Source organism: Thermoactinospora rubra (assembly GCF_002093975.1).
In the GTDB taxonomy this organism is placed as follows: Bacteria; Actinomycetota; Actinomycetes; order Streptosporangiales; family Streptosporangiaceae; genus Nonomuraea; species Nonomuraea rubra_A.
In genome coordinates this window covers 82,244-108,079 of the sequence record NZ_MSZZ01000005.1, presented here as the reverse complement: position 1 = coordinate 108,079, position 25,836 = coordinate 82,244, and the positions used below count along the sequence as shown (strand labels likewise).

The 25,836-nt window shown below is 72.4% G+C and carries 20 protein-coding genes; 6 read left to right on the top strand and 14 right to left on the bottom strand.

Translation table 11 applies throughout. The features are described 5' to 3' along the window. Positions 1 to 57: 57 nt before the first annotated feature. Positions 58 to 999: an NAD(P)-dependent oxidoreductase gene (locus BSB02_RS17430; RefSeq protein WP_084960036.1), complete on the top strand. Its 942-nt coding sequence runs from the start codon at positions 58 to 60 to the stop codon at positions 997 to 999. Next, positions 999 to 2,399, top strand: a complete 1,401-nt coding sequence (locus BSB02_RS17425) for an MFS transporter (protein WP_084960035.1) — start codon at positions 999 to 1,001, stop codon at positions 2,397 to 2,399. Before BSB02_RS17430 ends, BSB02_RS17425 begins: the two co-directional genes overlap by 1 nt. Positions 2,400 to 2,411: 12 nt before the next feature. Here the strand turns inward: BSB02_RS17425 and ilvC are convergent, their stop codons facing one another. The 5 genes from ilvC to BSB02_RS17400 all read right to left on the bottom strand — a co-directional run bounded on the left by ilvC (position 2,412) and on the right by BSB02_RS17400 (position 9,821). Next, on the bottom strand, positions 2,412 to 3,413 hold the full coding sequence (gene ilvC / locus BSB02_RS17420) for a ketol-acid reductoisomerase (RefSeq protein WP_206184754.1): 1,002 nt from the start codon (positions 3,411 to 3,413) through the stop codon (positions 2,412 to 2,414). 13 nt (positions 3,414 to 3,426) lie between these two features. Continuing rightward, positions 3,427 to 3,951, bottom strand: a complete 525-nt coding sequence (ilvN, locus tag BSB02_RS17415) for an acetolactate synthase small subunit (protein WP_084960034.1) — start codon at positions 3,949 to 3,951, stop codon at positions 3,427 to 3,429. Beyond that, on the bottom strand, positions 3,948 to 5,675 hold the full coding sequence (locus BSB02_RS17410; RefSeq protein WP_084960033.1) for an acetolactate synthase large subunit: 1,728 nt from the start codon (positions 5,673 to 5,675) through the stop codon (positions 3,948 to 3,950). The genes ilvN and BSB02_RS17410 overlap by 4 nt, the downstream gene beginning before the upstream one ends. Before the next feature lie 379 nt (positions 5,676 to 6,054). Then, complete coding sequence (locus tag BSB02_RS17405) at positions 6,055 to 8,670, bottom strand: putative bifunctional diguanylate cyclase/phosphodiesterase (protein ID WP_240506483.1); 2,616 nt, start codon at positions 8,668 to 8,670, stop codon at positions 6,055 to 6,057. A 257-nt stretch (positions 8,671 to 8,927) separates the two neighbouring features. Further along, a complete protein-coding gene (locus BSB02_RS17400) occupies positions 8,928 to 9,821 on the bottom strand; it encodes a 2-hydroxyacid dehydrogenase (protein ID WP_084960032.1) in 894 nt (297 codons plus the stop codon). An 18-nt stretch (positions 9,822 to 9,839) separates the two neighbouring features. Between BSB02_RS17400 and BSB02_RS17395 the strand changes: the two genes are divergently transcribed. Then, positions 9,840 to 10,886 carry a PQQ-dependent sugar dehydrogenase gene (locus tag BSB02_RS17395; RefSeq protein ID WP_084960031.1) on the top strand — a complete coding sequence of 349 codons (1,047 nt, stop codon included), beginning with the start codon at positions 9,840 to 9,842 and terminating at the stop codon, positions 10,884 to 10,886. On the opposite strand, the gene BSB02_RS17390 is transcribed toward BSB02_RS17395, so the two are convergent. The 3 genes from BSB02_RS17390 to BSB02_RS17380 all read right to left on the bottom strand — a co-directional run bounded on the left by BSB02_RS17390 (position 10,883) and on the right by BSB02_RS17380 (position 15,181). Beyond that, entirely contained in the window at positions 10,883 to 12,850 is a 1,968-nt protein-coding gene (locus tag BSB02_RS17390) for a VanW family protein (protein ID WP_084960030.1), read from the bottom strand. The two genes, BSB02_RS17395 and BSB02_RS17390, sit on opposite strands and share 4 nt — an antisense overlap. A gap of 112 nt (positions 12,851 to 12,962) precedes the next feature. Then, the gene (locus tag BSB02_RS17385; RefSeq protein ID WP_084960029.1) at positions 12,963 to 13,655 is read right to left on the bottom strand and encodes a response regulator; all 693 of its coding nucleotides are present in this window, start codon (positions 13,653 to 13,655) and stop codon (positions 12,963 to 12,965) included. Continuing rightward, the gene (locus tag BSB02_RS17380; RefSeq protein ID WP_240506482.1) at positions 13,652 to 15,181 is read right to left on the bottom strand and encodes an ATP-binding protein; all 1,530 of its coding nucleotides are present in this window, start codon (positions 15,179 to 15,181) and stop codon (positions 13,652 to 13,654) included. Before BSB02_RS17380 ends, BSB02_RS17385 begins: the two co-directional genes overlap by 4 nt. A gap of 136 nt (positions 15,182 to 15,317) precedes the next feature. Here BSB02_RS17380 and BSB02_RS17375 point away from each other — a divergent pair, with 136 nt between their 5' ends. From BSB02_RS17375 to BSB02_RS17365, 3 genes are read left to right on the top strand one after another with little or no spacing between them, the layout of a single operon-like run. Then, positions 15,318 to 16,295, top strand: coding sequence for a Bug family tripartite tricarboxylate transporter substrate binding protein (locus tag BSB02_RS17375; protein WP_084960028.1), 978 nt, complete (start codon positions 15,318 to 15,320; stop codon positions 16,293 to 16,295). After that, on the top strand, positions 16,295 to 16,852 hold the full coding sequence (locus BSB02_RS17370) for a tripartite tricarboxylate transporter TctB family protein (RefSeq protein ID WP_084960027.1): 558 nt from the start codon (positions 16,295 to 16,297) through the stop codon (positions 16,850 to 16,852). The genes BSB02_RS17375 and BSB02_RS17370 overlap by 1 nt, the downstream gene beginning before the upstream one ends. After that, the gene (locus BSB02_RS17365) at positions 16,853 to 18,370 is read left to right on the top strand and encodes a tripartite tricarboxylate transporter permease (RefSeq protein ID WP_084960026.1); all 1,518 of its coding nucleotides are present in this window, start codon (positions 16,853 to 16,855) and stop codon (positions 18,368 to 18,370) included. It abuts the gene before it with no gap. Here the strand turns inward: BSB02_RS17365 and BSB02_RS17360 are convergent. From BSB02_RS17360 to BSB02_RS17335, 6 genes are all read right to left on the bottom strand, one after another. Next, a complete protein-coding gene (locus BSB02_RS17360) occupies positions 18,345 to 19,643 on the bottom strand; it encodes an MFS transporter (RefSeq protein WP_240506481.1) in 1,299 nt (432 codons plus the stop codon). The two genes, BSB02_RS17365 and BSB02_RS17360, sit on opposite strands and share 26 nt — an antisense overlap. Positions 19,644 to 19,873: 230 nt before the next feature. Beyond that, complete coding sequence (gatB, locus tag BSB02_RS17355) at positions 19,874 to 21,361, bottom strand: Asp-tRNA(Asn)/Glu-tRNA(Gln) amidotransferase subunit GatB (RefSeq protein ID WP_084960261.1); 1,488 nt, start codon at positions 21,359 to 21,361, stop codon at positions 19,874 to 19,876. 8 nt (positions 21,362 to 21,369) lie between these two features. Next, on the bottom strand, positions 21,370 to 22,860 hold the full coding sequence (gene gatA / locus BSB02_RS17350) for an Asp-tRNA(Asn)/Glu-tRNA(Gln) amidotransferase subunit GatA (RefSeq protein WP_084960024.1): 1,491 nt from the start codon (positions 22,858 to 22,860) through the stop codon (positions 21,370 to 21,372). Between the two features lie 76 nt (positions 22,861 to 22,936). Then, a complete protein-coding gene (gatC, locus tag BSB02_RS17345) occupies positions 22,937 to 23,236 on the bottom strand; it encodes an Asp-tRNA(Asn)/Glu-tRNA(Gln) amidotransferase subunit GatC (protein ID WP_084960023.1) in 300 nt (99 codons plus the stop codon). 142 nt (positions 23,237 to 23,378) lie between these two features. Continuing rightward, positions 23,379 to 25,424 (bottom strand): putative bifunctional diguanylate cyclase/phosphodiesterase, encoded by a 2,046-nt coding sequence (locus BSB02_RS17340; protein ID WP_084960022.1) that lies wholly within the window; start codon positions 25,422 to 25,424, stop codon positions 23,379 to 23,381. A 160-nt stretch (positions 25,425 to 25,584) separates the two neighbouring features. Further along, positions 25,585 to 25,800 carry an EF-hand domain-containing protein gene (locus BSB02_RS17335; RefSeq protein WP_084960021.1) on the bottom strand — a complete coding sequence of 72 codons (216 nt, stop codon included), beginning with the start codon at positions 25,798 to 25,800 and terminating at the stop codon, positions 25,585 to 25,587. Between the last annotated feature and the right edge of the window lie 36 nt (positions 25,801 to 25,836).

Below are 25,836 nucleotides of genomic sequence, written 5' to 3'. Positions count from 1 at the left end.
CAGAACCGAAACTCCGCCAGAACTGGTTCATAACTCATCCGCTCGAAGGTGACGGGCATGGATGTCACCGTCATCGGACTGGGCGCGATGGGCCGGGCCCTGGCCGCGCGCCTGCTCGACACCGGCCACCGCGTCACGGTCTGGAACCGTACGGCGAGCAAGGCCGAACCCCTCGTGGCCATGGGCGCGACCGCCGCCCCCAGCGCCGCCGCGGCCGTCGAGGCCGCTCCTCTCGTCATCGTGTGCGTGCTCGACTACCCGGCGGTCCGGCAGGCGCTGGAGGGCGCCGACCTGCGCGGCCGGGTCCTGGTCAACCTCACCAACGGCCGCCCGCTGGAGGCCAGGCAGGCCGCCGAGTGGGCCGCCGCCCGGGGCGCCGACTACCTGGACGGCGGCATCATGGCCGTCCCCTCCATGATCGGCCGGCCGGGGGCGCTGATCCTCTACAGCGGCTCGCGCGCCGCGCTGGACCGGCACCGCGAGGCCCTGGAGACGCTGGCCGCGGCCAGGTACGTCGGCGCCGACCCCGGCCTGGCCGCCCTCCACGACCTGGCCCTGCTCAGCGGCATGTACGGCCTGTTCGCCGGGTTCTTTCACGCCGCCGCGATGGTCCGCACCGAGAAGATCGAGGTCACCGGGTTCACCGAGGAGCTGCTGGTGCCCTGGGTCGGCGCGATGACCGGGCTGCTCCCGGGCATGGCGCGGCAGATCGACAGCGGCGAGCATCCGCCGGGGGACGCCAACGCCCAGGTCAACCAGGTCGCCCTGGCCAACATCGAGCGGGCCGCCCGCGAGCAGGGCGTGGACCTGGGCCTGCTGGCCCCGCTGCGGGCCGCCTTCGACCGGCTCGTGGCCGACGGCCGCGGCTCGGAGGACCTGTCGGCGGTGATCGACACCGTGGCCGGCACCGCACCCGGCACTGGGGACGACACCGGGGACGACACCGGGACCGGCGCAGGGGACGCCGCGAGGGCCGACGCCGGGGGCGGGCGGCGCTGATGGTCCTCGCGCCGCCGCCCGCCCCCGTCCTCCCGCGGCAGGCGGCCCGCCCCCGCTGGGCGCTTCCGGTCCTGCTCACCGCCGCCTTCGTCACCACGCTCGACTTCTTCGTGGCCAACGTCGCGCTGCCCGCGATCCGCGCCGACCTGGGGGCCGGGGCGGGCGCGGCGCAACTGGTGATCGCCGGGTACGGTCTGGCCTACGCCGCCGGAGTGATCGTCGCCGGCCGCCTCGGTGAGGTGGCCGGCGCGGTCCGCGTGTTCGTCGCGGGCCTGGCGCTGTTCACCCTGGCCTCCCTGGCCTGCGGGCTCGCGCCGTCCCCCGTCGTGCTCGTCGTCGCCCGCGTGATCCAGGGCTCCGCGGCGGCGCTGATGGCCCCGCAGGTGCTCGCGCTGCTCCACGCGCTCTACCGGGGGCCCGACCGCGACCGCGCCTTCGCGTGGTACGGCGGAGCCGTCGGCTTGGCGGGCGTGAGCGGACAGCTGGTCGGCGGCCTGCTGATCGCCTCGGACCCGGGCGGCCTGGGCTGGCGGGCGTGCTTCCTGGTCAACCTGCCGATCGGGCTCGCCGCCCTGGTCCTGGCCAGGACGCTGCCCCGGGCCGTCCGCGCCGCCGGCCGTGCAGAAGGAGCAGAAGGAACAAGAGGAAGGGAGCCGAGGCCCAGGGTGGACCCGGTGAGCGCCGCCATGGTCGCCGCCGGGCTGCTGGCCCTGGTGGTGCCCCTGGCGTACGGCCGCGAGCAGGGCTGGCCCGCGTGGTCCTGGCTGTGCCTGGCCGCGTCGATCCCGTTGCTGAAGGCGTTCGCCGACCGCCAGCGCCGTATCTCCCAGCCGCTGCTCGACCTGACGATCTTCCGCTCGCCCGGGTTCGCGCGCGGCCTGGTCGCCGTCGTCCTGCTGTTCGGCAGCTCCTCCGGGCTGTCCTTCGTGCTCGCCCTGCACCTGCAGGAGCACCGGGGGTTGGGCCCGATGGCCTCCGGCGCGGTTTTCACCTCGCTCAACGCCGGCTTCCTGGTCGCCTCCCTGCTGGCGCGCCGCTGCGCCGCCCGGCTGTCCGCCGCCGGGGCGCCGGCCCTGGCCGCCGGGTTCGCCCTGGTCGCGCTGGCGCTGGACGACCCGGTCACACACCTGGTCCCGGGCCTGTTCCTGGCCGGGGCCGGCATGGGGCTGACGATGTCCCCGCTGCTGAACAAGGCCCTGGCCACCGTGTCCCCCGCCCGGTCCGGGACGGCCGCGGGCGTGCTGGGCACCGTGCAGGAGCTCGGCGGCGTCCTCGGCGTCACGGTCACCGGGCTCGTCTACTTCGAGGGCAGTGTCCACGCCGGGCTGGCCCTGCTGGTGGCCGCGGCGTTGGGGCTGGCCTATGCGAACGGCGCCGCCCCGAAAAGGGCGGCGCCGTGACGCGGGGGGACCTCAGCCCTTGAGCCAGCTCATCATCGGGCGCAGCTTGGCGCCGGTCTTCTCGATCGGGTCGGCCGCCAGCTCCTCGCGGTGGCGCTGGAACTCCTTCTGGCCGCCGTCGAACTCGGCGACGAGCTCCTGGGCGAAGCGCCCGTCCTTGATCTCGGCGAGGATCTCCCGCATGGCCTTGCGGGTCTCGTCGGTGATGACGCGCGGGCCGCGGGTGTAGCCGCCGTACTCGGCCGTGTCGGACACCGACCAGTACATCTTCGAGATGCCGCCCTCGTACATGAGGTCGACGATCAGCTTCATCTCGTGCAGGCACTCGAAGTAGGCGACCTCGGGCTGGTAGCCGGCCTCGATGAGGGTCTGGAAGCCCGCCTTGATCAGCTCGGAGACGCCGCCGCACAGCACCGCCTGCTCGCCGAACAGGTCGGTCTCGGTCTCCTCGGTGAAGGTGGTCTTCAGCGCGCCGGCGCGGGTGCCGCCGATGCCCTTGGCGTACGACAGGGCCAGGTCCCAGGCCTTGCCGGAGGCGTCCTTCTCGACCGCGACGAGGCAGGGCACGCCGCGCCCGGCCTCGAACTGGCGGCGCACCAGGTGGCCGGGGCCCTTGGGGGCGACCATGCACACGTCGACGCCCTCGGGCGCCTCGATGAGGCCGTAGCGGATGTTGAGGCCGTGGCCGAAGAACAGCGCGTCGCCCTCGACGAGGTTGGGCTTGACGTGCTGGTTGTACAGGTCGCGCTGGACGTGGTCGGGCGCGAGGATCATGGTGAGGTTGGCCTCCTCGACCGCCTCGGCCGGGGTGACCACGCGCAGGCCGTCGTTCTCGGCCTTCTCGCGGCTCTTGGACCCCTCGGGCAGGCCGACGCGCACGTCGACGCCGGAGTCACGCAGGGACAGGGCGTGGGCGTGGCCCTGGCTGCCGTACCCCAGCACGGCCACGTGGCGTCCCTGGATGATCGACAGGTCGGCCTGGTCGTCGTAGAAGATCTCTGCCACTTGTTGCATACCTTTCAGGTGTTCAGGCGGTACGGTCCAGTGCCCTGAGCGAGCGGTCGGTGATGGAGCGGGCGCCGCGGCCGATGGCCACCATCCCGGATTGGACGAGTTCCTTGATCCCGAACGGCTCGAGGACCCTGATGAAGGCCTCCAGCTTGTCCGGAGTGCCGGTGACCTCGATGGTCACCGCGTCGGCCGCCACGTCCACGCAGCGGGCGCGGAAGAGCTGCACCAGCTCCAGGACGTGGGACCGGCTGTCGGCGTCGGCCCTGACCTTGATCAGCATCAGCTCGCGCTGCACCGACTGGGACGGGTCCAGCTCGACGATCTTGAGGACGTTCACCAGCTTGTTGAGCTGCTTGGTGACCTGCTCCAGCGGGAGGTCCTCGACGTTGACGACGATCGTCATACGGGAGATGTCGTCGTGCTCGGTGGGCCCGACGGCGAGGGAGTCGATGTTGAAGCCGCGCCTGCTGAACAGCGCCGCCACCCGGGCCAGGACGCCGGGCTTGTTCTCCACCAGCACCGACAGCGTGTGCCTGCTCATTCTTCGCTCTCCCACTTCGGAGCCATGTCCCGCGCGATCTTGATGTCGTCGTTGCTCGTGCCGGCCGCCACCATCGGCCAGACCATCGCATCCTGGTGGACCACGAAGTCGATGACCACCGGGCGGTCGTCGATCTCCATGGCCTGCTTGATGACGGCGTCCACGTCCTCGGGACGCTCGCACCGCAGCCCCACACAACCATAGGCCTCGGCGAGCTTGACGAAGTCGGGGATGCGCTGGAGTGTCTTCAGATCCGTGTTGGAGTAGCGCTCGTTGTAGAAGAGCGTCTGCCACTGCCGGACCATGCCCAGGTTACCGTTGTTGATGACCGCGACCTTGATCGGCACGCCCTCGATGGCGCAGGTGGCCAGCTCCTGGTTGGTCATCTGGAAGCAGCCGTCGCCGTCGATGGCCCAGACCGTGGCGTCGGGGCGGCCCATCTTGGCGCCCATCGCGGCCGGGACGGCGAAGCCCATCGTGCCCAGGCCGCCGGAGTTGATGAACGTGCCGGGCTTCTCGTAGCCGATGAACTGCGCGGCCCACATCTGGTGCTGCCCGACGCCCGCCACGTAGATCGCGTCCGGGCCGACCAGGGCGCTGAGCCGTTCCATGACGTACTGCGGGGCCAGCGAGCCGTCGTCGAACTCCTCGTAGCCCAGCGGGTAGGTGCTCTTGAGGTGGTCGAGGACCTGCCACCACGCGGTGTAGTCGCCCTTGCGCTCGACGGCGGCGATGAGGTCGGTGAGGACCTCCTTGCAGTCGCCGACGATCGGCACGTCGGCGTGGCGGTTCTTGGAGATCTCCGCCGGGTCGATGTCGGCGTGGACGACCTTGGCGTGGGGGGCGAAGGTCGACAGCTGGCCGGTGACGCGGTCGTCGAAGCGGACGCCCAGCCCGATGATCAGGTCGGCCTTCTGCAGCGCGCCCACCGCCGCGACGCTGCCGTGCATGCCCGGCATGCCCAGGTGCTGCGGGTGGCTGTCGGGGAAGGTGCCGCGCGCCATCAGCGTGGTGACGACGGGGATCCCGGTGAGCTCGGCCAGCTGCAGCAGCTCGGCGGAGGCGCGGGCCTTGTGGACGCCGCCGCCGACGTACAGCACCGGCCGCTTGCACTCGGCGATCAGCTTGGCCGCCTCGCGGATCTGCTTGGAGTGCGGCCGGGTGACGGGCCGGTAGCCGGGCAGGTGCATGGCCGGCGGCCAGTGGAAGTCGGTCTCGGCCTGCAGCGCGTCCTTGGAGATGTCCACCAGGACCGGTCCCGGGCGGCCCGTGGAGGCGATGTGGAAGGCCTCCATGATCGTCCGCGGGATGTCGGCGGCGTCGGTGATCAGGAAGTTGTGCTTGGTGATCGGCATGGTGATGCCGGAGATGTCGGCTTCCTGGAAGGCGTCGGTGCCGATGGCGCCGCTGGGCACCTGGCCGGTGATGGCCACGATCGGCACCGAGTCCATGTAGGCGTCGGCCAGCGGCGTCACCAGGTTGGTGGCGCCGGGGCCGCTGGTGGCCATGCACACGCCCACCTTGCCGGTGGCCTGCGCGTACCCCTCCGCGGCGTGTCCGGCGCCCTGCTCGTGCCGTACGAGGACGTGCCGGACCTTGACGGAGTCGTACAGGGGATCGTAGGCGGGAAGGATCGCCCCGCCCGGGATCCCGAACACGGTGTCGACACCCACGTGCTCCAGCGCCCTCACCAGGGCCTGTGCACCTGTCATCCGTTCGGTCATCGGCTCGTTTCCCTTTGGCATGCGGACATAAAAAACGCCCCTCCCCGCCGGTCGGCGGGACTGGGGCGGCGCGCAGGTCCGAGTGCTTCGCTAGCGGCGACCTGCGCGCCAGCGAAGTACTACGAGAATCCCACTGCGAAGCATGGCAACCACCATAGCCGCTCCACAGGCCTCAACGTCAACCTGATGGGACGCATGTCTCATTGGCTGAGACCCAGCATACTTGAGTGGTGGACATCCGGCCCGGAACCGGAGTGGTCATCCAGGACGGTCGCGGGCGGGTTCTGCTCCATGGGAGGCATGTCGGCCACGGGTGGGCGCCGGTCTCCGGGCACGCCGAACCCGGCGAGGCGATCGTGCCGGCCCGCCGCCCGGGCCGTCAGACGGTCAGGCTGGTCCGCATCAGCGAGTCCACCCCGCGCGCCGCCATCGGCCTGGCCACCAGGAAGCCCTGGCCGCGCGTGCAGCCCATCTCCCGCAGCAGCTCCAGCTGCTCGGGGCGCTCGATGCCCTCGGCGACCACGATGAGGCCGAGGTCGTGCCCGAGCCGGACGATCGTGCGCGTGAGCAGCGTGAGCGTGTCGTCCCTGCCGAGGCCCGACACGAAGGACGGGTCGATCTTGATCATGTCGACGGGCAGCTGCCGCAGGAAGGCCAGCGAGGCGTAGCCGGTGCCGAAGTCGTCGATCGCCAGCCGTACGCCCAGGGACCGCAGCTCCGAGAGCCGGCTGATGGTCTCCTCGGCGTCCTCCACCAGCATCTCCTCGATCACCTCGAGGGTGAGCGCGGAGGCCGGCAGGCCGCTGTCGGCCAGCGCCTGCTCGACGGTCTCCACGAAGCGGGGGGCGGTGATCTGGCGGGCGGAAAGGTTCAGCGACAGCCCGATGTCCCAGGAGGAGGCGCGCCAGGCGGCCACCTCGTGGCAGGCCTCGCGCAGGATCCACTCGCTCAGCGGCACGATGAGGCCGGTGTCCTCGGCCGGGCCGAGGAACTGCTCGGGCGGCACGAAGGTGGAGCCGCGCCACCACCGCACCAGCGCCTCCACCGCGGTCACGCGGGAGGTGGCCAGGTCCACCACGGGTTGGTACTCGATGGCGAACTGGCCCTCCATGAGCGCCCGCTGCAGGTCGGCGGCGATCTCCAGGCGGCGCACCACGTCGGCGTGCATGTGGGCGGCGAACACCTCGACCCGGCGCCCGCCGAGCTCCTTGGCGCGGGCCATGGCGACGTCGGCGTTGCGGATCAGGTCGCCGGAGGGCACGCCGTCCTCGGCGAAGGCCACGCCCACGCTCGCGGTGAGCGCCACGTCGCGGTCGGCCACCCGGAACGGCTCCTGCGAGACCGCCCTGACCAGCCGTTCGGCCAGGTCGACCGCGGACTGCGCCTCGGTCTCCACCAGCACGGCGAACTCGTCGCCGCCCCAGCGGGCCAGCGTGTCGTCGGGCCGTACGGCGGCGCGCAGCCGCCGGGCCGCCTGGCCGAGCAGGTAGTCGCCGCTGGCGTGGCCGACGGAGTCGTTGACGGCGGTGAAGCCGTCGAGGTCCAGGAAGATCACGGCGACCGCGTCTCTGCCGGTGTCGAGGACCTCGCGGGTGCGCTCCTCGAAGTAGGCGCGGTTGGGCAGGCCCGTGATGCCGTCGTGGAAGGTCAGGTGCACCACCTGGTGGCGCAGCGCCTCCTGGTCGCTGATGTCGCGGGTGGTGACGAGCATCAGGTCCTCGCCGCCCACGTGGCGCGTGGCGACCGACTCGGTGGGCCGCCAGGTGCCGTCGGCCGCGCGGACCCGGCAGGCGATCAGGCAGGCGGCGGGGCCCGGCTCGTCCTCCAGGTGCATGCCGGCCAGCGCGCCCTGGATGCCCGGCACGTCCTCGGGGTGGATGTAGTCGAAGATCGAGCGGCCTGCCACGTCGGCGGCGAGGTAGCCGTACGTGGCCTCGACGCCGGGGCCGACCTCGCGGATCACGCCCTCGTAGTCGCACAGCAGCACGACGTCGCCCGAGCTCTCGGCCAGCTGCCGCAGCTGGCGGTCGCCCAGGGAGACCAGGCGGCGCAGCCGCGCGTTGGCCGCCATCAGCACGAACAGCCGCACGGCGAAGATCAGCACGATGGAGGCGGCGACGACCGCGACCGCGGTGACCGGCGGCCGTCCGGCCCACCGCGCCACGTGCACGACCAGGGCGCAGGCCGCGGCGACGGCCAGGGCGATGGGCAGGGCGGCGAGCAGGTGGTCGACGACCGGGCCGGCCGGTTCGCGCGCGTCCTCGGAGCCGGCGTGGCGCAGCGCGGCCCACGGCACCGCGCCGAGCAGCAGCAGGGCCACGGGGGCGAGCATGACGGCCCAGGCCGGCGGCGCGCCGCCGGTGAGCCTGGCCACCCCGGTGACCAGCTCGCCCGCGGTCACCGCGGCGAGCGCGCCCGCGGCGGCCAGGCCCAGCGGCCGCGCGGCGGAGGTGCCGGTGGCCGCCGCGAGCGCCGCCGTGCACGTGAGCAGCAGGCAGAGCATCGGCGTGAGCAGCACGAACCCGAACCCCGGCGGGCCGCCGTCGATCCGGCTGATCGCCAGCACCCAGCCGATCAGGAACAGCGCGGCGGTGCAGATGTAGGCGTCGGGCAGGCGGCGCAGCACCGCCCTGATCCCCGGCCCGCGCCGGGCGGCCAGCACCGATCCGGCGGCCAGCAGGCCGGCGCCGAGCAGCACGAGCACGTCGGCGAAGGTGACGACGAGGCTGGAGCTCTCGGCGAGGGGGCGCACCCCCACCCCGGCGGCCCACAGCAGCGCGCCTCCGGCCAGCCACCGGGTCGCCAGCACGGCGGGCCGGTGGTCCGTCAGCACGCGCGAGGAGCGCAGCAGCATGAGCGCCGCCATGACCGGCAGCGCGACGGTGACACCGATCGTGAGCGGCTGCGCTCCGGCCGCCAGGGCAGCCGCGAAACTCGCCGCGCCGATCGCCGCCGCGGCGGTCAGCGGCGCTCGGGGATCACGCCAGCGGATCAATGTCGTTGCCCATCCAGTGCCGTTCGGACCACAGGTGCCGGATGACCGGGCCTGTGCCCGGTCACCTCGCTAGTGTGTGCGGTTTCCCGCGCTCGGGTAGTGACAACGCCGATGTCGTCACCGATCTGATAACCACACAGACCACTTCTCCCACGGAATCGCCTTGACAGCCAGTCAAGGAAACCTTGGCAGTGGACCCACCGTACGCACTGAAGGTCACGACGCAGCCACGTTCGGGAATCTGGTTAGCGGGTTTCTCAGTAGACGTCGGTGATCACATTGTTCAGCGGCTCTCCCGCCAGGTACCGCAGCATCTGGGAGCGGACCAGCTTGAGCATGCGGCGCTGGGAGGCGGGCGTGCTGCCGGCGACGTGCGGGGTGATGAACACCCCCGGCGCGTTCCAGAGCGGGTGGCCGGGCGGCAGCGGCTCGGGGTCGGTGACGTCGAGGGCGGCGCGCAGCCGGCCGGTCTTGGTCTCCGCCAGCAGCGCCTCGGTGTCGACCACGCCGCCCCTGGCTGCGTTGACCAGCACGGCGCCGTCCTTCATGGCGGCCAGGAAGGCCGCGTCGACCATGCCGGCCGTGGCCGGGGTGGCGGGCACGAGCAGCACGACCACGTCGGCCCTGGGCAGCAGCGCCGGAAGGTCCTCCAGGCCGTGGACGCCGTCGCGGGCCGTGCGGGCCACCCGGATCACCTCCACCTCGAACCCGGCCAGCCGGCGTTCGACGGCCGCGCCGATGGAGCCGTAGCCGACGATCAGCACCGTGGAGTCGGCCAGCGCGCCGGTGTGGTGGTAGGTCCACTCGCCCCGGCGCTGCGCCTCGGCGAAGCCGGGGAACTCCCGCAGCACGGCGATCATCGCGCCCACCGCCCACTCGGCGGTGCCCGCGTCGTGCACGCCGCGGGCGTTGCACAAGGTCACACCCTCGGGCAGGTGCGGCAGGTACGGCTCGACGCCCGCGGTGACCGTCTGCACGAGCCGCAATCCCGTCATCTGCCGCATGAGTCCGGGAATGTCGGGCACCGGAATCAGCGGCGGCACCCACACCTCCACGTCGGCCAGCCGCTCCGGCCGGTCGACCGTACACTCCACGCGGGGAAGGTCGGCGAGGACGTCGGCGACGGCAGGCGAGGGAACCCAGATCAGCATGGAACCAGTATGGGTGGTATGAAACGTCTCTGGATCACCGCGGTGCTCCTCCTCGCCGGCTGCTCGGCGGCCTCCGGCGGCGACGTCGTCCCCACGGCCGCCGTCACCGCGCCGCCTCCCGGCGGCGTCGGCGAGGTCGCGACCGGCCTGTCCGTGCCCTGGTCCATCGCGTTCCTGCCCGGCGGCGACGCGCTCGTCACCGAGCGGGACTCGGCGCGGCTGCTGCGCCTGCGGCAAGGCAGGGCGACCGAGCTGGCCACGATCGAGGGCGTGCGGCCCGGCGGCGAGGGCGGGCTGATGGGCCTGGCCGTCAAGGGCCCGTACGTGTTCGTGTACTTCACGGCCGAGCAGGACAACCGGATCGTCCGCTACCGCCTGGACGGCGACCGGCTGTCGCAGCCGACGACGCTGGTGACGGGCATCCCCAAGGCCGGCATCCACAACGGCGGGCGCCTGGCCGTCGGCCCCGACGGCCACCTGTACGCGAGCACGGGCGACGCGGGCGAGCGGCCCCGCGCGCAGGACCGCGACTCGCTGGGCGGCAAGATCCTGCGGATGACCGAGGACGGCAAGCCCGCCCCCGGCAACCCCTTCGGCACGCTCGTCTACAGCTACGGCCACCGCAACGTGCAGGGCCTGGCCTGGGACTCGGCGGGTCGCCTGTACGCCTCGGAGTTCGGGGCCAACGCCTACGACGAGGTCAACCTGATCCGCCCGGGCGGCAACTACGGCTGGCCCGAGGTCGAGGGCAGGGGCGACGACCCCGACTACATCAACCCGATCGTCACCTGGACCACCGGCGAGGCCTCCCCCTCCGGCATGGCCTTCGCCGGCGGCTCGCTGTGGGTGGCCGCCTTGCGCGGCGAGCGGCTGTGGCAGGTGCCGCTGTCCGGCGACGGTACGGCGGGCCGCCCCGTGGCGCACTTCCAGGACAGGTACGGCAGGCTGCGCGCGGTCGCCACGGCGCCGGACGGCTCCCTGTGGTTCGGCACGAGCAACCACGACGGCAGGGGCTCGCCCCGGCGCGGCGACGACAGGATCCTGAGCGTGTCCCCGGGCCGTTAGTCCGGGCTGGAGGCGCAGGTCACCTGGGCGCGGGGACGGTAGCGGACGGTCTGCCGGTCCTCGCGCCTGACCTCCTTGCCGCCGGCGTACAGCACGCGCGTCACGTCGACGGTGAAGCCGGGCTGCCCGGCCTGCGCCACGCACCCGGGCGCGCTGCTGGTGTCGCTCGTGAACGGCGTCACCGCCCGGCGGGCGGACTGGATCACCTCGACCTTGTCGTAGCGCCGGGTGCTCCACAGCGACACGGCGACGGACGTGCCGGTGGCCCTGACCTTGACCAGCACGCCGTACTCGGAGTCGTTGCGCCACTTCAGGTCCATCTTGGGGTAGAGGACCGCGGCGTCCACGCCCTCGGGGTAGGGGGGCATGTACTGGTCGAAGGGGTGCCGCTCGACGATCTCGAACCCGCCCCGGTAGACCGCGTTGAACAGGGTCGTGGCGACCTGCGACGCCCCGCCACCGACGACCGTGGCCATCCTGCCGCCGACCAGCTGGGGCGCGGGCACGTACCCGGCCTCGGCGGTCGGCTCGCCGACGGTCTCGTAGAGGGAGAAGGTCTCGCCCGGCTTGACCAGGTGGCCGTCGAGCCGCTCGGCCATGAGCCGGATGTTGACCGTGCGGGGCGGGCAGCACTCGTACGGCGTGGCGAACTCGGCGACCTTCTCCTTGATGCCCATGCCGGCCAGCGCGTCGTCGGTGACGCGGGGCCGTACGACGGACAGGGCCACGGGCACCACGCGGCCGTCGGCGCGCGTGACGACCTTGGCCACGTCGGCGGCCAGCCGTTCCTCGTCGACGCCCCTGCCGCTGCGCGCCGGGACCAGGACCAGCCGGTCGCCTGCCACCTGGTAGGTGGCGTCCCTGGGGGCCTGGGCGGCGTCCACGAGCCGCGGTTCGACGGCGGCGCGGACCCTGTCGGCGGCGAAGCGCGGCGCCAGCTCGCCGTCCTCTCCGGCGACGAAGGTCAGGTTGGCCGCGATGACCTGCGGGGACAGCTGGACGCTGCGGCCGTGCAGGGTGAGCACGACGGGCGCGGACACCGCCGTCCTGGCCTGCTCGACGGCGCGGTCGACCGCGGCCTTGCTCGTGCGCGGCTCGGCCGTCTTCACCGGCAGCGTGACCACCTGGCCGGTGGCGGGCACGGCCTGCTGCAGGAGGCGCGTCGCGGCCTGCTTGTCGAGCACGACGCCCGCGCGCGGGTAGACGGGCCGGGGCTCCAGGCCCGCGAAGACGACCCGGCCCTCTTTGGCCGGCCGGTCGAAGGACTGCGCCAGCCCCTCGACGGTCCTGGCCAGCTGGGAGTCATTGACCGCGATCTTGGGCTGCAGCGGCGTGGTGCCGGTCAGGCCGCGCCACACCTCCAGCGGCGAGGGGAAGCCGCTGGAGGCCTGGTTGATGGTGGCCACGACGTCGAGCTCCAGGCCCGCGGCGTCGGGGTGCAGCGACTCGCGCCTGCCGGCCACGTCGATGGTCAGCGGCTGGTTGATCACCGGTTCGAGCTGGGCACGCAGCTTGTCGGCCGCCTCGGTCACCGACAGCCCGCCGATGTCGACGCCCGCGACCGTGGTGCCGCGCAGCACCGACCCCGACATCATGACCGCGGGCACCAGGTAGGCCAGCGCGGCGAGCACCCCGGCGACCAGCAGGAGAGAGGGGAGAAGGCGGTGCCTGGGGTGCTCGACGACGACGGCCTTGGGCGCGTCGGACGGCGGGGTCACGCCGAAGACCGGCGCGGGCGGGGGCGGCGGCTCCGGCAGCTGCTCCTTGGTCATGGGCCAGGGCTGCGGAGGCTGCGCGACGGGCGGCAGCTTGACGGGGCCGGCGACGTCCGGCTCCGGGCCGAGCTCGGGCGTCACGCCCGGCTGCAGGCCCTCGATCCGTGGCTTCTTGATCGTGGCGGACTCGGGCAACGGAACCGCGGCGAACGGGTCGGTCGGCGAATGGATCGGTCCGGCGTTGCGCACGCCACAGTCTCCTCCCTCTCCGCAAGCTCTCCTCACGCAACAGTACGGCACGCAGATCCAGAAATGTCACGAGAAGCCGACAGTTTGTCGCGGATCGTCGCGGAACCGATGCTCAGCCGACCCAGCGGTAGCGGTGCTCGGGCCGGCCGGCCGTGCCGTACCTGGGGCGCAGCTCGGCACGCCCGGTGTCGCACAGGTACTCCAGGTACCGGCGGGCGCTGACGCGCGACAGGCCCACCTGCTCGGCCACCTCCACCGCCGACAGGTCCCCGTCCGCGTCCCGCAGCGCGGCGGCCACCAGGCCGCAGGTCGCCTGCGACAGGCCCTTGGGCAGCGGCCCGGGGGAAGGCGCCGGCCTGGCCGCGCCGAAGAGCCGGTCGACGTCGTCCTGGCGCACCTCGGGGCCGATGGCGGCGAGCCGGCGGCGCGACTCGGCGTACTGCTCCAGCCGCTCGGCCAGGGCGGCGGCGGAGAACGGCTTGATCAGGTAGTTGACCGCGCCGCCGCGGACGGCCTCGCGCACGGTCGGCACGTCGCGGGCCGCGCTGACCACCAGGACGTCCACGTCGTGCAGCTTCTTGAGCACCTCCAGGCCGGACACGTCGGGCAGGTAGATGTCCAGCAGCACCAGGTCCGGCCGGTGCTGCTCGACGGCGGCGAGCGCGTCGGCCCCCGTGTGGACGGTGGCGACCACCTCGAAGCCGGGCACGCGCGAGACGTAGCCGCCGTGGATCCTGGCCACCATGAAGTCGTCGTCCACGACCAGGACCCTGACGGCGGGGCCGGTCACGGCGGGCCCGGTCATGGCAGGAGCGCCGTGAACACGGCGCCGCCCTCGTTGCGCACCGTCACCCAGCCGCCGCGGCGCAGGCACGCCTGCCGGGTGAGCGCCAGCCCGAGCCCGCGCGGCCCCGACTGCGCCGCCTTGGTGGTGTAGCCCTCGCGGAAGACCTCCTCGGCCAGGTCCGGCGTCACGCCCGGGCCGGTGTCGCGGACGCGCACGCGCAGGCCGTCCTCCTCGGCGCGGAGGCTGACCTCGATGGTGCCCGGCGCGCCGTCGAGCGCGTCGATGGCGTTGGCCACCAGGTTGCCGACCACCAGCACCGCGTCCTGCGGATCGGCGAGCGTGCTGGGCACGCTCGTGTCGTCGGCCAGCACCAGCGTCGCGCCCCGCTCGGCCGCCTCGGCGGACTTGGCCAGCAGCAGCGCCGCCAGCGTGGGGTCGCCGATGCGCTCGCGGATGCCGACCGCGTAGGGGCTGAGCGTGGTGCGGGTGATGTATCCGATCGCCGCCTCGTGCTCGCCGAGCTCCAGCAGTCCCACGACGGTGTGCATGCGGTTGGCGAACTCGTGTGCCTGCGCGCGCAACGCCTCGGTCGCGCTGCCCGCCTCATCCAGCTGGCGCGACAGCCGTACCAGCTCGGTGCGGTCCCGGAGGGTCACCACCCAGCCCCGGTGCTGGCCGCGCACGGACACCGGGGTGCGGTTGAGCACGAGCACCCGGTCGCGGTGCAGCACGATCCGGTCCTCGCCCGGGTCGGCGCCGCCCAGCACGTCGCGCAGCCGGTCGGAGACCGGCATGTCGGCCAGCGTGTCCCCGACCTCGCCCAGCAGCTCCCTGGCGGCGTCGTTGACCAGCGTCACCCTGCCCGCCAGGTCGAGCGCCAGCACGCCCTCCTTCACGCCGTGCAGCACGCCCTCACGCTGCTCCAGCAGGGCCGCGATCTCCCGCGGCTCCAGGCCGAACGTCTGCCTGCGCACCCTCGCCGCGATCAGCCAGGCGGCGAGCGCCCCGGCGACCAGCACCGCGAGCGCCGTCCACAGCAGCGGCGGCAGGGCTCCGGCGAGCTGGTCGGCGACCCTGCCCTCCAGCACGCCCACCGAGGTCAGGCCGATGACGGCGCCGTGCTCGTCGAAGATGGGCGCCTTGCCGCGCAGCGTCCTGCCGATCGTGCCGGTCTCGGTGCCGGTCCAGGTCCTGCCCGAGGTCAGCACGGCGGAGCCGTCGGTGGACAGGCGGCGGCCGATGAGCTCGGGGTTGGGGTGGGCGTAGCGGATCTGCTGGGTGTTGGCGATCACGACGTAGTCGGCGCCGGTCGCCCGCTGCACGCTCATCGCGAGCGGCTGCAGCACGGTCTCCGGCCGCTCCCGCTTGAAGGCGGCGCGCACCTCGGGCAGCGCGGCGACGGACAGCGCGATGGTCAGCGCGCGCTGCTGGTACTGGTGGTCGAGGTTCCTGCGGGTGTTCTGGGCCCAGACCACCGCCGTGCCGGCCGCCGCCAGCAGCACGATCACCATCTGGAGCAGGAACAGCTGCGTGCCGAGTCTCACCGTTGACAGTCACTCATCTCGAGGTCACGGATGACCAATACGAACAATATGACCTCAATCACATTAAGCATCGACGTCAGGGCATATCCCCCTCACCATCCATTCCACATCTCTGTGAGTACATGTGGAGCTACCCATGGGTATCAGCAAGTTCGCCGCCGCCGCGGCCATCGCCGTGGCCGCCCTGGCGGCCTGTGGTCAGGGGACGACCACGGGCGCCGGCGGGTCGGGCGCGGCGCTTCGCATCATGGCTCCCGCCGCACCGGGCGGCGGCTGGGACCAGACCTCCCGTACGGCTGAGCAGGCCATCAAGTCCGTGGAGCCCGGGCGCAGGGTCGAGGTCTTCAACGTGGAGGGCGCGGGCGGCACCATCGGCCTGGCCCAGCTGGCGCGTGAGAAGGGCAACGGCAACCTGCTGATGACCATGGGGCTGGTCATGGTGGGCGCCATCGAGCAGAACAAGTCCAAGGTCACGCTGGCCGACACGACGCCGATCGCCAAGCTGACCGAGGAGTACGAGATCATCGTGACCCCGGCCGACTCCCCACTGAAGTCGGTCTCCGACCTCGTGGCCGCCTGGAAGCAGGACCCCGCCAAGGTCTCCGTGGCCGGCGGCTCGGCCGGCGGCACCGACCACATCGTCGCCGGGCTGATGGCCAAGGCGGCGGGGGTCGACCCCAAGCAGGTCAACTACGTCGCGCACTCCGGTGGCGGCGAGGCGCTCAACGCCCTGCTGGGCAACAAGGTCTCCATCGGCATCTCGGGTGTCGGGGAGTTCGCCGAGCACGTGAAGTCCGGCAAGCTCCGCGCGCTGGCCGTGACGGCGCCGAAGCGGATCGAGGCCGTCGACGCGCCGACGCTGAAGGAGAGCGGCCTGGACGTCGAGCTGGCCAACTGGCGCGGCATGGTGGCGCCGGGCGGGATCGGCGACGCCGACAAGAAGAAGCTGATCGACCTGGTGACGAAGATGCACGACTCCCAGGCGTGGAAGGACGCGCTCGCCAAGAACGGCTGGATCGACGCCTTCCAGACCGGCGACGAGTTCGCGGCCTTCCTCAACGCCGAGCAGGCCCGCATCAAGACCGTCATCGCCGAGATGGGGCTCGTGTCCTGATGTCCTCCCCGGCCCCCTCCCCTCAGATTCCCGCACCCCGCTCGGACGGCAGGGGCACCGGCGGCGGGGAGGGACGGCGGCGGTGGCGGCCCGAGCTGGTCCTCGCGCTCGCGGTCCTCGCCCTGGGCGTGTTCGTCATCGTCGGCACGCTGGAGGTGACCGCCGCCGCCTCCCGGCTGGGCGTGGGCCCGCGCTTCTTCCCCATGCTCGTCGGCGGCTCCATGGTGGTCATCGGCGTCTTCTACGTGGCCGACGTCCTGCGGGGCGGCCACGGCGACCCGGAGGAGAGCGAGGACGTGGACACCCACGCCCCCGCGGACTGGCGCAGCGTGCTGCTGGTCAGCGGCATCTTCCTGGGCTTCGTCGCGATCCTGAACTGGCTCGGCTGGGTCCTGTCCGCCTCCCTGCTGTTCTTCGCCCTGTCCGTGGCCCTGGGCGCGCGCCACCTCGTCCGGACCGCGGTCATCGCCGTGGTCCTGGGCGTGAGCACGTACCTGGTGTTCGTCAAGGGCCTGGGCGTCACCCTGCCGAACGGCATCCTCAGCGGGGTGATGTGAGTGGAGTCGCTGCAGCTCCTGCTCGAGGGCTTCGCCGCCGCCCTGACGGTGCAGAACCTGCTCTACGCGCTCGTCGGCGTCACCCTCGGCACGCTGGTGGGCGTCCTGCCCGGCATCGGCCCGGCCATGACGGTCGCCCTCCTGCTGCCGATCACCTTCACCGTGGACCCGGCCAGCGCGTTCATCATGTTCGCCGGGATCTACTACGGAGGCATGTACGGCGGGTCCACCACGTCGATCCTGCTCAACACGCCCGGCGAGTCCGCCTCGATGATCACCGCGTTGGAGGGCAACAAGATGGCCCGCCGCGGCCGGGCCGCCCAGGCGCTGGCCACGGCCGCGATCGGGTCGTTCGTCGCGGGCACGATCGCCACCGGGCTGCTCGTCGCCGCCGCGCCGCTCATCGTGGACTTCGCGATCTCCTTCGGCGCCGAGGACTACTTCGCGCTGGCCGTCCTGGCCTTCACCGCGGTCTCCTCCGTGATGTCGCGCTCGGTCGTGCGCGGCCTGGCGTCGCTGGGGTTCGGCCTGGTCATCGGCCTGGTCGGCATCGACGAGCAGACCGGCCAGGCCCGGCTCACGCTGGGCCTGCCCCAGCTGCTCGGCGGCATCGAGGTGGTCGTCGTCGCGGTCGGGCTGTTCGCGCTCGGGGAGGCGCTCTACGTCGCCTCGCGGATGCGCCACGCGCCGCCGGACGTCATCCCGGTGGGCCGCGCCGTCATGGGCCGCCGGGACTGGGCCAGGTCGTGGCGGCCGTGGCTGCGCGGCACCGCGCTCGGCTTCCCGTTCGGCGCGCTGCCCGGCGGCGGCGCGGAGATCCCCACCTTCCTCTCCTACGCGGTGGAGAAGAAGCTGGCCAAGGGCCGCGAGTTCGGCAAGGGCGCGATCGAGGGCGTGGCCGGGCCGGAGGCCGCCAACAACGCCTCCGCGGCCGGGACCCTGGTGCCCCTGCTGTCGCTGGGCCTGCCCACCAGCGCCACCGCCGCGATCCTGCTGGCCGCCTTCCAGCAGTACGGCCTGCAACCCGGACCCCAGCTGTTCGACCACAACCCCGCCCTGGTGTGGGCCATGATCGCGTCGCTGTTCATCGGCAACGCCATGCTGCTGGTGCTCAACCTGCCGCTGGCGCCGATGTGGGCCAAGGTCCTGCACGTGCCGCGGCCCTACCTGTACGCGGGGATCGTCGTGTTCGCGGCGCTGGGCGTCTACGCGCTCAACGCCTCGGCGGTGGACCTGCTGGTGCTGTTCGTGCTGGGCCTGCTCGGCTACGCCATGCGGCGCTTCGGCCTGCCCATCGCGCCCGCGGTGATCGGGCTCATCCTGGGGCCGATGGCGGAGAAGCAGCTGCGCCGGGCCCTGGCCATCGGCGCCGGAGACGTCGGCGTGCTGGTCCAGAGCCCGATCGCGGTGACGCTTTACGTGCTGTCGGCGCTGGCGCTGCTCACCCCGCTGTTCAGGAAGCTGTGGGCGGCCAGGCGCCGCCGTCAGGCCGTCACGACCCCGTCGCCGCCGGTATAGCGACCGGCGCCTTGTGCCCCGCCGCCGCGACCCGGTGGCGGGGCGCCGCCCACAGCCCGGCCAGCGCCAGGGCCAGGGTGATCGCGAACACCACCCAGTAGGCCGACCCCGCCGCCGTGAACAGCGCGCTGGTGACGGCGACCGCGACGACCGAGAACACCATCTCGCCGACCTGCAGCGCCGAGCTGTTCACGCCCTGCTCGCCGGGGGCCGACAGCTCCAGCGTGAGCACCGACAGCGTCGGGTACACCAGCCCCATGCCGAACCCGGTCACGATCCACGCCGGGTAGATCAGCACGACCGGCATCGCGTCGAACGTCACCGCGCCCGCCACGACCAGGCCGGTCACGATGGCGGCGGTGCCGCCGACCAGGTTCGTCATCCGGGTGAACACCTCGCGGCCCTGCAGCCACGACGCGAACGACCACGTGAGCGCGCCACCGGTCAGCGCCAGCCCGGCGGCCACGGCCGACATCTCCCGCTCGTCGATCAGCATGCGCGGGACGACCACCTCGGCGGCGAAGAACGCGCCCGCCGACAGGCCACGCAGCGACACCACCGCCGGCAGGCCCCTGGCCGCGCGCAGCGTCCCGGCGGGCAGCAGCCTCGGCAGCGCCACCGCGAGCAGCACGAAGCCGGCGACCAGCATCGGGATGCTCAGGGTGCTGCCGTACTGCATCAGGCCCGCGCTCACGGCGGTCAGCGCCGCCCAGCCCAGCTTGCGGCCCAGCCCGGGCGCGGGCGCGGCCTGGCCGCCGGAGATCGGCTGGCCGGCGACGCCCCGCCACAGCAGCGCGGCGCCCGCCACGGTCAGGATCGGCACCGCCAGGAAGACCCACCGCCAGCCCACGGTCTCCACGATCGCGCCGACCACCGCCGGGCCCGCCATCGACGGCACCACCCAGGCCGTCGCGAACAACGAGAAGATCTTGGGATGTTGCTCCTCGGGGTAGGCGCGGGCCACCACCACGTAGAGCGCCACGTTGACCAGCGCGCCGCCGAAGCCCTGCACGAACCGGCCCACGATGAGCGCCTCCATGTTCCAGGCCAGTCCGGCCAGCAGCAGGCCGCCGCCGAAGCCGGCGATCCCCGTCCACAGCGCCGGCACCGGCCCCTTCACATCCGCCCACCTGCCGCCGAGCACCGTGCCCAGCACCCCGGCGGCCATCGCGCCGCTGAAGGCCAGGCCGTACAGGTGCCCGCCGCCCAGGTCCTTCGCCACGATCGGCATGGCGATCGCGACCGCCATGTACTCGAAGGCGACGAGTGACACCAAAGCCACCAAACCCGTCGTCAATGCTTTTCTCGTCATGGCCTGGAGGCTACGCGCGGACGGCTCCGGGCGGATCCAGCGAAGGTCCTAGGGAAATGGACCTATGTGGACCTATGTCGGGCCGAGCCGTACGCACCATCGGGCTGGCCGTACCGCACGAGCATCGTGCCGGGCCGCACGCACGACGAAGGCCCCGGCGGACCTGCCGCCGGGGCCCTGTCACGGATGCCTCAGCCCGAGACGCCCAGCTTCTCCAGGATCAGCTCGCGGGCACGGGCCGCGTCGGCCTTGCCGCGGCTGGCCTTCATGACGCCGCCGACGAGCGCGCCCACGGCGGCGACCTTGCCGCCGCGCACCTTCTCCGCCGCGTCGGCGTTGTCGGCGATCACCTGGTCGATGATCGCGAGCAGCTCGCCCTCGTCGCTGACGATCTCCAGGCCGCGGGCCGCGACCACCTCGTCCGGGGTGCCCTCGCCGGCCAGCACGCCCTCGAACACCTGCCGGGCCAGCTTGTCGTTCAGCGCCCCCGAAGCCACCAGCTCCGTCACCCGCGCGACGTCGGCCGGGGTGACCGGCAGGTTGGCGAGCGCGACGCCGGACTCGTTGGCGCGGCGCGCCAGCTCGCCCATCCACCACTTGCGCGCGTCGGCCGCCGGGGCCCCCGCCGCGATGGTGGCCTCGACCAGCTCGATGGCGCCCGCGTTGTGCATCGACTCCATGTCGTGGTCGGACACGCCCCACTCGGCCTGCAGCCGCTTGCGCCGTACGCTCGGCAGCTCCGGCAGCTCGGCCTTCAGCTTGGCCACCCACGCCGGGTCGGGCGCGATGGGCACCAGGTCGGGGTCGGGGAAGTAGCGGTAGTCCTGCGCCTCCTCCTTGGACCGGCCGGAGGTGGTGGTGCCGGTGTCCTCATGGAAGTGGCGGGTCTCCTGCACGACCTTCCCGCCGTCGGCCAGGATGGCCGCCTGCCGCTCGATCTCCCCGCGTACGGCACGCTCGACCGACCGCAGCGAGTTGACGTTCTTGGTCTCGGTGCGGGTGCCCCACTCCGAGGAGCCGCGCGGCATCAGCGAGACGTTGACGTCGCAGCGCAGCGAGCCCTCCTCCATGCGCACGTCGGAGACGCCCAGCGAGCGCATGATCTCGCGCAGCTCGGTGACGTAGGCGCGGGCGACCTGCGGGGCCAGCCGGTCGGTGCCTGTGATCGGCTTGGTGACGATCTCGACCAGCGGGATGCCGGCGCGGTTGTAGTCGACGATGGAGTAGTCGGCGCCGTGGATGCGCCCGGTCGCGCCGCCCACGTGGGTCGACTTGCCGGTGTCCTCCTCCAGGTGGACGCGCTCGATGCCGATGCGGAAGGTCTGGCCCTCCACCTCCAGGTCGAGGTAGCCGTCGTAGCACAGCGGCTCGTCGTACTGCGAGATCTGGTAGTTCTTCGGCATGTCCGGATAGAAGTAGTTCTTCCGGGCAAACCTGCACCACTCGGCGATCGAGCAGTTCAGCGCCAGGCCGATGCGGATCGTCGACTCGATCGCCTTCTCGTTGGCGACCGGCAGCGCCCCGGGCAGCGCCAGGCACGTCGGGCACACCTGGGTGTTGGGCGGCGCGCCGAAGGTGGTCTTGCAGCCGCAGAACATCTTCGAGGCCGTGCCCAGCTCGACGTGCGTCTCCAGGCCGAGCACCGGCTCGAAGCGGTCGAGCGCCTCGTCGTAGGCCATGATGGTCGTCACAGCGCGGGAGCCTCCTTCAGCAGCGGACCGCCCCAGCGCGCCTCGAACGCCTTCTCCAGGGCGGCGCCGACCTTGTAGCAGCGGTCGTCGCCCAGCACCGGGGCCATGATCTGCAGGCCCACCGGCAGGTTGTCCTCGTCGGCCAGCCCGCACGGCACCGAGATCGCCGCGTTGCCCGCCAGGTTGGACGGGATCGTGCACAGGTCGGCCAGATACATGGCCATCGGGTCGTCGGCGCGCTCGCCGATCGGGAACGCCGTGGTCGGCGTGGTCGGCGAGATCAGCACGTCGACCTTCTGGTAGGCCGCCTCGAAGTCGCGGGCGATGAGGGTGCGGACCTTCTGCGCCTGCCCGTAGTAGGCGTCGTAGTAGCCGGACGACAGGGCGTAGGTGCCGAGCATGATGCGCCGCTTGACCTCGGGGCCGAACCCGGCGGCCCTGGTGAGCGCCATGACCTCCTCGGCGCTGCGGGTGCCGTCGTCGCCGACGCGCAGGCCGTACCGCATGGCGTCGAAACGGGCGAGGTTGGAGGAGCACTCGGAGGGGGCGATCAGGTAGTACGCCGGCAGCGCGACCGTGAACGACGGGCAGGAGACCTCCACGATCTCGGCGCCGAGCGCCTCCAGCATCTTGACCGCCTCGCGGAAGCGGTTGAGCACGCCCGGCTGGTAGCCCTCGCCGTCGAACTCCTTCACCACGCCGATCCGCATGCCGGCCACGTCGGGGTTCCTGGCCGCCTCGACGACCTTGGGCACGGGCCGGTCGATGGAGGTGGAGTCGAGCGGGTCGTGGCCGGAGAAGGCCTCCTGCAGCAGCGCCGCGTCCAGCACGGTGCGGGCGAACGGGCCCGGCGTGTCGAGCGAGGAGGCGAACGCGATCAGCCCGTAGCGGGACGACCCGCCGTAGGTCGGCTTCATGCCCACGATCCCGGTCACGGCGGCCGGCTGGCGGATCGAGCCGCCCGTGTCGGTGCCGGTCGACAACGGCGCCTGGTAGGCCGCCACGGCCGCGCTGGAGCCGCCCGACGACCCGCCGGGCACCCGGCTGAGGTCCCACGGGTTGCGGGTGGGCCCGAAGGCGGAGTTCTCCGTCGAGGAGCCCATCGCGAACTCGTCGAGGTTCGTCTTGCCGAGGAAGACCAACCCGGCCTCGCGCAGCCGCGCGGTGACGGTCGCGTCGTACGGCGGGCGCCAGCCCTCCAGGATCTTGGAGGCGGCCGTGGTCGGCATGTCCTTGGTGACGAAGATGTCCTTGTGCGCCAGCGGCACGCCCGCCAGCGGCCCCAGCTTCTCGCCGCTGCGTAGCCGGGCGTCGACGGCGCGCGCCTGGGCCAGCGTGACCTCGCGGTCGACGTGGAGGAACGCGCGGATCTTCGGCTCGGTCTCCTCGATGCGGTCCAGGTGCGCGGCCGCGACCTCCTCCGCGCTCACCTCGCCGGCCGCGATCATCGCGCCCAGCTCGGCGGCGGTCTTGTGGATCAGGCTCATGTCCTCACCTCGCCCGACGGCTCGGCCGGAACTGAGCCGGGGCCGCTGTGGTTGACGGTTCGCTCGACAAGCACGCTCACATCTCCTCCCCCAGGATGCGCGGCACCCGGAACCGGTCGTCCTCGACGGCGGGGGCGCCGGAGAGCGCCTGCTGCGGCGGCAGGGACTGCCGCACCTCGTCGGGACGGAAGACGTTGGTCAGCGGGAGCGCGTGCGACGACGGCGGCACGTCCTGGGCGGCGACCTCGGACACCTTCGCGACGGCGCCGATGATGACATCGAGCTGGGTCGCGAAGTGGTCGAGCTCCTCGTCCGTGAGCGCCATCCTGGACAGCCGGGCCAGGTGGGCGACCTCGTCGCGGGTTATGGCGGACATGAGTCGTGAACCCGTTTCGTGGTTGGTTGTTGTCGGTCAGAACCTCCGGGACGCGCGAACGGTCCCTTGGATGCCATCCTAGGGGGCACGACGGAGCGTGGCCGAACCGTTTACCTCCCGGCAACACCCATCCGGGCCGGCCTCAGCCCAGGCCCGTGGCCTCCAGCGCGGGCGCCTGGTAGCGCTCCCGCAGCCAGATCGTCGCCTCGGCCGCCGGCATGGGCCGCGAGTACAGCCAGCCCTGCGCCACGTCGCAGCCCATCTCGGCCAGGCGGCCCGCCACCTCCTCGCACTCCACGCCCTCGGCCACCGAGCGCAGCCCCAGCGAGCGCACCAGGTCCACGATGGACCGCACGATCCGCTCGTCGTCCTGGGACTCCACGATCCGCCTGACGAAGGAGGCGTCGATCTTCACCTCCGACACCGCCAGCCGCTGCAGGCGGATGAGGGAGGAGTAGCCGGTGCCGAAGTCGTCGAGCGACAGCGGCACGCCCAGCGCGGCGAGCGCCTTGATCGTGTCGTGCGCCTGCTCGCCGGTCAGCACGCGCTCGGTCACCTCCAGCTGGACCGCCTCGGGCGGCAGCCGGAAGCGGGCCAGCCCCATCTCCAGTTGCTCGGGCAGCGCCGAGTCCAGCAGGTCGCGGGCCGAGACGTTGACCGCGACCTGGACGCGCAGGCCCGTGTGCCACCAGCGGGCGGCCTGCTCCAGCGCGGCGTCGATGACGTACTCGGTGAGCTGGCGCATCAGGTAGGACTGCTCGGCCAGCGGGACGAACTCGGCCGGAGGCACCTGCCCGCGCGTCGGGTGCCGCCACCGCAGCAGGGCCTCCATGCCCAGCACGCGGCCGTCCTCCAGCCGCACCTTGGGCTGGTAGTGCAGGCGCAGCTGCCGGTTGTCCAGCGCGCGGCGCAGGTCGCCGAACAGGCCGAGGCGTTCGGGCGAGTTGCGGTCCTTGTCGGCCTGGTACAGCTCGACGCCGGTGCGGGCCTCCTTGGCCAGGTACATGGCCACGTCGGCGCGCTGGAGCAGCAGCTCGAAGTCGGGCGCGTGGTCGGGGTAGAGCGCGATGCCGACCGAGCCGTCCAGGTCGAACGACATGCCCTCCAGCCGCACCGACTCGGTCAGCGCCACCCGCAGCCGGGCCGCGACCTCCCTGGCCGCCTGGACGTCCCTGATCCTCGGCAGCAGCACCGCGAACTCGTCGCCGCCCAGCCGCGCCACGACGTCGCCGGGCCGTACCGTGTGGGTCAGGCGGTGGGCCATCAGCTGCAGCAGCCGGTCGCCGACCGGGTGGCCGAGCGTGTCGTTGACCTGCTTGAGCCCGTGCAGGTCCAGCAGGAAGAAGCCGACCTTCTCCCCCTCGCGCGCCTCCGCCAGCGCCTCCTCGGTGGCCACGGCCAGCATCTTGCGGTTGGGCAGGCCGGTCAGCTCGTCGTGCATGGCCTGGTGGTCGCGGCGCATGGACAGCGTCGCGGTGAAGTACACGGCCGCGAGCGGCGCCACGAACAGCGGCACCAGGCCGGGCGACTCCTCCATCACGATCACCACGAGCGGGGCCAGGCCCAGCAGCCCCGCGTAGACCAGGCTCTGCGGCCCGGCCGTGGACCGCAGGACGCGGATCAGCGACCGGCGCTCGTGCAGGGCGACCGCGGCGCAGACCAGCAGGGCGCGGGTCACGAAGTACGCCACGCCGGACACGGCGATCGCCAGCATGTCGGTGCCCGCCGGGACCCACGGCTGCGCGGGCGCCGGCACGATGCCGAACAGCCCCAGCACCACGGCCGCGGCGGTGAGCGCCAGGGTGGACTGGGAGGTGTTGAACAGCACCCGGTGCCACGCCCTGCGGGTGACCACGCCGTTCATCAGCACCGCGGCCGCCTGCATCAGCACGGCCACCGGCAGGCCGAGGTGCAGCAGGGCGGCGAAGGTGAACATCGTCGAGGGGTAGGTGCCGCCGACGGACGCCTGCGACGACAGCATGACCGGGCGCAGCTCCCCCAGCACGACCAGCGCGCCCAGCACCCAGAACAGCGGCGAGCGGGCCAGCTCCGCCAGGTCCCCCGGGTCCAGGCGCAGCTGGGCCACCACGAGCGCGGTGAGCCCGATCACGGTCACGCCGGCCAGGTACGCCCACAGAGGCGTCCCCACGCGCGGCCCCGTGTCACGGGTGTCGGTCGGGTCGGTCATCGGCAACATAACCCCCATGCGGTCACTATGGGAGAGTACGGCCTTTGGGCGACTTCGCGAAACCGGTTGGGTACGTTCGGTTACTTTTCGCTAGTTTCGCCCCCCGAGCACTGGTCGGCTTTTGCCGTACCGCTCCGTCCCCCGTACGCCGCCTGCGGCGTCAGCCGCCCAGGAGGCGGACGAACTCCTCGAACGAGATGCGCCCGTCGCCGTCGGCGTCCATCGACCCGCTCACGGCGGCACGCGCCTCGGGAGCGACGTGGGGGAAGTGCCGCACGAACTCCGCCTCGGTGATGAAGCCGTCGCCGCTCTCGTCGATCTCGTCGAACTTCTTCCTGAGCTCGGCCAGGCGCTCGGCCGTGGGTTCCGTAGACATGCCGACCAGTCTGGCATGGCGCGAAATATCTGACTA